The sequence below is a fragment of the Levilactobacillus tongjiangensis genome, from assembly GCF_003946345.1.
GTDB lineage: Bacteria > Bacillota > Bacilli > Lactobacillales > Lactobacillaceae > Levilactobacillus > Levilactobacillus tongjiangensis.
In genome coordinates, this window is record NZ_RHNY01000005.1 from 162,212 (window position 1) to 168,496 (window position 6,285).

A 6,285-nucleotide genomic window follows, 5' to 3' on the forward strand; every position below is an offset into this window, starting at 1 on the left:
GCGTTGCACCCTTAGTTGCCTCACGGGACAACTTTAAAGGAACATATTTTTAATCATTATACGAAGTCCGTCGCACCAGTGTCAACTCTTATTTCCTTAATCAGTCCTGCCGGATAAGCCGTTGATACCACTGATTGATAATCCCTAAACCTAACAGCAAGCAGCCACCAATAATGACCAGTGTTAGATTGGCCAGCCAGTCCGTGACAAAGCCGAAGACAAAGCTGCCGACCGGCTGAAACGCGTCGATAGCCAGGAACAGGATACCAAACATCCGACCCAAAAAATCTGGTTCCGTTAGATTCTGGGTGATGGTAATTGCCCGAATCTCAAAACACGAATAACAAAAACCAAAGATACCGCTAACCACCAGTAGGACCCAGTAGTTGGCCCAGAACCCAGCCACCAGAATGGCTACAGCCGCCAAAATCAAATCATGATAGTTCTGGCGACGATGCGGTTCATTTCGATTTAGTGTCAGCCGCAGCCCACCTAAGATCCCGCCGACCGCCAGAATCACTAGCAGATAACTGTACCGCGAAGAATCTCCGCCGTACAGGTGATTAACGTTATATGGTAGGACCAAACGCATGGCCGCAAACAACACATTGATCAGGCCACCCAATACGATGGTCTCGACCAGCCCGGGCCGTTGCCACACGTAGCGCCACCCCGTGACCAGACTGTCTTTGACGCCCAGTTGTGAGGCTTCCCCCGCCGGCTTATGATAATGAATACTTAAGTACAGTCCAAACGACAGCAGGAACGACGTCGCGTTTAACAGCAGAAAGCCCCGCAAGTCTAACCAGTGGAGGGCTAACAGGAGCCCGCCCAATAGTGGCGAGCAAATATCCGCCAGGTCGATCAGGGTGTTGCTGACCGCGTTGAACCGTTGCCGGCCTTCCAAAGTTATCAGCTCCGGAATCATGGCCTTCGCTGCTGGGAGACTGAATGCCAACCCAATGTCCAATAAAATGGTCAGCGTAATCAGGGGCGCCGCCGTGATATGTTGGGGATCCAGCCACCACGCACAAAACAGGCAGCCTAGGACACTCAACAGTTCCGCGCTGACCACAACGTGCTTACGGTTAAAGTTATCCACGACGACCCCACACAGGAGATCCCCAAAGAACAGGACCACCCCACCGGTGGCTTGAATGATTCCTAATAGTGAAGCGTTGCCCGTGGCCTTGACCACGAACCAATTTAGCCCAAATAAGTACAGGGCATCACCCAAACGGGAAATGAAGGGTGCCAGCAGCAGTGGCAGATTAAAGGCTTTTGTCGGTCGTTGCATCCGACCACCTCCATCCCTTCGTCATTGTCTGTTAGTCGACCATTCGCCAGCTGCCTTCATCAGCTTTAGAAATGTCATTCAAGAATTTTAAGACGCGCTTGGCCCGGTTAGGTTGTTGTTCGTTCAACACGTTCAATCCAGCACCCGTCACCAGGGGTTGGCTCAACCGGAAATTACCGTCATCGGTCTCACCGGTTGCGAATGCCATGACGGTCTCGCCTGATTCAATCTGCGTGGTCAGGAAGAACATGGTGAAGTCGTCATCTTCCTGCATGTACGCAGGCATGGCCCAGATGTTAGGTGCAATCTCCTGCATTTCACCTGTCTCGGTGCCATCCAGAAACTTGTAATCCTTGTGGTTCGCCTGAGTAACAGGTTGTTTGAGGACCAACATCATCTTCGCAAATTCATCGTCGCCCATTTGTAAATTATCTTTCATCGGTTAAACGCCTCCTTGAATTGTTTGAATCATTCGATGTGTCTCTGATCGGCTTGGACTCGGACACAATCAGCATGAGTAATATTATACCAGCGTTTTCCGCAGAATTAAATCACGTTGCGGATCGGATCCCAATTGAAAGCGATGATCGCCGATCTGTTCAAAGCCCATCTGCTGATAAAATTTCTGAGCTGCCGGGTTATGTTCCCACACACCCAGCCAAACAGCCTGCTTCCTTAACTTTTGAGCGGTCGCAATGGCGTGTTGATAGAACTGTTGGCCTAGGCCCTGGCGTTTGAAAGCTGGCAAGATATAGATTCGCTCGATTTCTAACAGGTCATCCCCGTAATGCTCGGATTGGGTTGGCCCCCAGTTGAGCTTCAGATACCCGGCCAACACGTTCCCGACGTAGATGAAGTCGAATTGGGTGGTCGGTTGCTGCAGTTCGCTTAACAACTGGTCATCGTTGTAAGATTCTTCCAGATATTCTTGGAGGTCGGCCGGCGTATTCGCGGCGCCATACGTATCCGTAAACGTCGTCCGACTAATGCTTTGTAGCTGCTTCAAGTCGGCACTGGTACACTGTTTGATTTTTCCTGTCATCTGCTCATTCTCCTTAATATTGCCGTTGTTTACCACTTTTGACATCGTGCCAATCCTGTGCCACGTTACCGTCGACTCTTGCCAACAAGTCGGCCAACTGATTGGCCTCGCCAGGCGTGAATCCCCGTAACGCTTGAGCGTTGGAATAATCATTCTCCCGTTTGACTAACGGGTAAATATCGCTGCCACGAGCCGTCACGTACAGCCTTCTAATTTTTTTATTCTGTTGATCTGCCCGTTTCTCTAACAGCCCTAGCTTGGTCAATCTGGCAATCGCCCGTGCGGCGGTAGTCCGGTCAACTTTCAACATTTCCGCCACCCGTTCCTGAATGATGCCGGGATGCTCGGCCACCCGGGCCAGGTACAGGTATTGCCCCTTAGTGAGAGCGACTTGCTGAAACTCGCGATTAGCAATTGAATCTAATGCGCGGGCAATGCTCCCTACCGTTCTTAAAATTTCTGGCACTGACCTCGCCCCTTTCAATAGCCATTATTTTAACGTATTTTTGTTGTATTTACAACATAAAAATACATACAAAAAAAGCCGGCCCACTTGACGGGTCGGCTCCTCAATCGTCTTTAATTTGCGATGCTGATTGGTTTCCCAATCTCAAGTTGCATGTGGTAGTAGTCATGATCACCGATCATCTGGGTTCCGGTCACTTCATACCCCATTCGCTCATACAATTTCATGGCGCCAGGATTCTCAAAGTCAACGTTCAACCCGATGACGGATTGGCGATCGCGTTGGGCGTAGATTGGTAAGGCCCACAATAACTTGCGACCGATACCCATACCCTGGTGATCAGGAGAAACAGCCAGTGAATCCAGGTACCATTCACCTGGTGCCGTCTCGGAGTCCGCTTCCAGCGGGCCGTCGAACGCGGCACTGTCAGCCGTCAACTGCGTAATCACATCTTCCACGATGTCTTCATTTTCGCCAGGGTAGCCAAAAGCTACCCCAACGACATGGCCATTGGCCTCGGCCACCACCGTGGTTGCCGCGCCGGACAGGTAAGTCCGCGTGCGGTAAGCCGCCGTGATGACCTTCAATAAGTCGGGGCCAGGTACGTCCTCGAGGTCGGTCAGTTCCATCTCGTCGTAAATCAAGTTCATCAACGGTGCTATTTGAGGCGCATCCGTCGGTCGAGCTTCACGAATTATCAAAAAAAATCCTCCATTTCTAGTTCATTCACTAGACTACCGGAGGATTGCACTTTTGTCAAAGGATTTGCTAACTGACCTATTTAATTAATGGGTCACGCGTCCTGCTACCCGTTGGCCAAAGACTAGTCCAACAATAAACAGAGCACTAGCGGTTATCCACGTTCTCATGGTGAGACTCCCTTCGTTCTGTCGAAGCGGCGGCCTTCGCCTCCCGCAATTCGGCTAATTCTTGACGAATTTCACCTAAAATTTCTAACTGAAACCGTTCGATCTCCATGGTATGGGGAACCTGGTTCTGCGCTAAGTGATCGACCTTAGCGTGAAGCAACCGCAGTTCGTGTTCGGACTTCAAGTTAACATGATAGTCGTTTTCGGCCATCATCCGGTCCCGGTCGGCGGAACGGTTCTGGCTCATCATAATGATGGGGGCCTGAATCGCCGCGACACAGCTCAGCACTAAATTTAACAGAATAAAGGGGTAGTTGTCAAAGTTGACCCCAAATAAGTGCAGCCCATTGACGATCATCCACCCGATCAGAACGAACATGAAGACGAAGATGAACCCCCACGACCCACCAAAACGGGCCACGTCATCCGACACCTTTTGGCCAAAGGTCAGGCTCTCTTTCAAGGAATCGTTGACGTCAATGATGTCGTAGTCATCGCTCTGTAGGGCTTTAGTCAGTTTATGATTGATTTTTTTAGTTTGTTTTAAATCGGCGTTGATCATGGCATCAACGTGTTCCAACCGATACTTCAGCAGGTGGTGCCCACAGATATAATCCGTGACCTTCCCCTGCGGATAGTCCCGCTTGATGCGGTTGCGTAATCCCACTTCGAGCTCGCTAAGTTGCAGACTCGTTTCCAGTGAGACGGGCGCACCGTCCACCAAACATTTAATTTGATTCTCGGCCATATCCCTCACTCCTTGGTTAACGATTGCATCAATTGTTGCCAATCGGCTGGTGGTTCACTCACAAACGACCGCTGTTCGTGCGTAAACGGATCTGTAAAAGCCAGTGACTGCGCGTGTAAGGCCTGTCTGGTCATCTGACCTAACTGGGGCCCACCGTACAACTCATCCCCCACTAGCGGGTGGCCTAAGTGGGTAAAATGCGCCCGAATCTGGTGAGTCCGCCCCGTGTGGAGTTGGACCTTGACCAAAGTGGCATTGGTGAAGCGCTCCTGCACCCAATATTCCGTCTGGGCGGGCTTACCATCGGGTGAAACCATTTGGTTGTAACCGGCGGGATCCGAAGCTAATGGGGCATCGATCAGGCCATGATCATCAGCTAGCTGACCAGTGACAACAGCCAGGTAGCGTTTATCTACCTGATGGGCCGCCTGCAACTGACTGGCTAAACTATTGGCTAGCCGGTGCCGCGCGACCCACACGAGACCGCTGGTAAAACGGTCTAACCGCGTCACAATGTGGGGCACCTGGTTCTCCGCACGTTCATCCAACCAGTACCCCTTGATTCGATTGACCAAAGTATCTGTTCGATTGGCGGGTCCGGGAACAACGTTGAGGCCAGCCGGTTTGTCCACAACTAGCCAATCGCGATTTTCAAACACCACGTTGATGGCCTCATGGCTCGTCGCCACGGCATCGTCAGCCGTTTCTGCGGGCAAACTAACTGCCACAGCATCCCCAACGTTTAGCGTCACGGCTGGCGTTACCCCTTGGCCGTTGACCCGAATCGTGCCAGATTGTTTGAGGTCACTAAAGACCCGGTGGCTCACACCCTGGTCATTTAAAAATCGTTTCAAGCTTGTCACTGGTTGTGTGACCTGCCACGTCAATTCCATGCGGACTCTCCCTCTCTAATCATCAGCTAAATCAAGCATCCAGTCTAAATCATCATTGCGGTTGTTCAGCCGCTCCGGATGATCGACTAATTCCGAATTGACCCGTAGAATCTTGCCGGCAAAAGGCGACCGTAACGTTAGCTCTTCCGTCTCACCGGTCACCACCATGAACGGTGTCCCCAGCTTAAGGGGGCCAGTCGTTGCTAACCAGGAGACCTTCGTCACAGGCCCTAACATTTCACGGCCATCGTCCGCAAAGCCCAACCGTAAGACGCCCTCTTCTTGTGGTGTCACCCACAAAGCATCCGCACTTGCTTCAATCCGATCAATCATCTCTGTCACCCCTTCTGGCAGTCTAGTCGTGCCTACAACGTCTGGCACACTTTCTTACAATTACCTTATATTTTACCATAGGCCCTAAAAACACGGGAGCCATTTCACCCTTTCTTGAGAAAAGTCGGTATAATGAAACCTATAAAGGGGGAGATGCATGATGATGGGTGGCAGTTTATTAACCGGTACACTAATTTTTATTAGTGGCCTGGCACTGTTGATTTTTATTGTGGCAAAATTAGTTCCAAGAATGGGGCATGACAAGGATACAGTATTCCTACTGGGTATCTTTGCACTGGTCGCCGTTGGCCTACTGGGGATGGGCGGCTGGCTGGGAGTTGCTAACTGGGGTGCGATGGGCTGCTTGCTTTAGCCTTAGCCCTTAATGGATGAGCCGCCTTACCGGCCACAGTGGATGGGCGTTTATCCAAAGCTGGCATCGTGACTAGCAACTTGCGACTACACACAGTCAGTTGAAATTGATTTAGCTATATCATGAGTATTGGATTGTTAATAATCCTAAAAATTCAAAAAGTCTGGTAATCACGTCACTGCGATGTTGTACTAGTCCCTGTCAAGTTGTCATACGAAATAATATAATTTTATGTTGTCTCTAAGCGGCCTCATTCCGGTATTC

The 6,285-nt window shown here is 50.6% G+C and carries 9 protein-coding genes; 1 reads left to right on the top strand and 8 read right to left on the bottom strand.

The window, feature by feature from the left end:
* Nucleotides 1–100: 100 nt before the first annotated feature.
* From EKM75_RS04380 to EKM75_RS04415, 8 genes are all read right to left on the bottom strand, one after another.
* Nucleotides 101–1,297: an MFS transporter gene (locus EKM75_RS04380; protein ID WP_125692422.1), complete on the bottom strand. Its 1,197-nt coding sequence runs from the start codon at nucleotides 1,295–1,297 to the stop codon at nucleotides 101–103.
* A 31-nt stretch (nucleotides 1,298–1,328) separates the two neighbouring features.
* Complete coding sequence (locus EKM75_RS04385) at nucleotides 1,329–1,736, bottom strand: hypothetical protein (protein ID WP_125692424.1); 408 nt, start codon at nucleotides 1,734–1,736, stop codon at nucleotides 1,329–1,331.
* 84 nt (nucleotides 1,737–1,820) lie between these two features.
* Nucleotides 1,821–2,384: a GNAT family N-acetyltransferase gene (locus EKM75_RS04390; RefSeq protein ID WP_225426655.1), complete on the bottom strand. Its 564-nt coding sequence runs from the start codon at nucleotides 2,382–2,384 to the stop codon at nucleotides 1,821–1,823.
* On the bottom strand, nucleotides 2,353–2,805 hold the full coding sequence (locus tag EKM75_RS04395) for a MarR family winged helix-turn-helix transcriptional regulator (RefSeq protein WP_125692428.1): 453 nt from the start codon (nucleotides 2,803–2,805) through the stop codon (nucleotides 2,353–2,355). The genes EKM75_RS04390 and EKM75_RS04395 overlap by 32 nt, the downstream gene beginning before the upstream one ends.
* 113 nt (nucleotides 2,806–2,918) lie before the next feature.
* Entirely contained in the window at nucleotides 2,919–3,455 is a 537-nt protein-coding gene (locus EKM75_RS04400; RefSeq protein ID WP_164508727.1) for a GNAT family N-acetyltransferase, read from the bottom strand.
* Between the two features lie 196 nt (nucleotides 3,456–3,651).
* Nucleotides 3,652–4,422: a DUF1003 domain-containing protein gene (locus EKM75_RS04405; RefSeq protein ID WP_125692432.1), complete on the bottom strand. Its 771-nt coding sequence runs from the start codon at nucleotides 4,420–4,422 to the stop codon at nucleotides 3,652–3,654.
* A gap of 5 nt (nucleotides 4,423–4,427) precedes the next feature.
* The gene (locus EKM75_RS04410) at nucleotides 4,428–5,315 is read right to left on the bottom strand and encodes an RluA family pseudouridine synthase (RefSeq protein WP_125692434.1); all 888 of its coding nucleotides are present in this window, start codon (nucleotides 5,313–5,315) and stop codon (nucleotides 4,428–4,430) included.
* 15 nt (nucleotides 5,316–5,330) lie between these two features.
* Nucleotides 5,331–5,648, bottom strand: coding sequence for a glycine cleavage system H protein (lipoate-binding) (locus tag EKM75_RS04415; protein WP_125692436.1), 318 nt, complete (start codon nucleotides 5,646–5,648; stop codon nucleotides 5,331–5,333).
* A gap of 157 nt (nucleotides 5,649–5,805) precedes the next feature.
* On the opposite strand from EKM75_RS04415, the gene EKM75_RS04420 reads away from it, so the two are divergent.
* Nucleotides 5,806–6,021: a hypothetical protein gene (locus EKM75_RS04420; RefSeq protein WP_225426656.1), complete on the top strand. Its 216-nt coding sequence runs from the start codon at nucleotides 5,806–5,808 to the stop codon at nucleotides 6,019–6,021.
* Nucleotides 6,022–6,285: the final 264 nt, after the last annotated feature.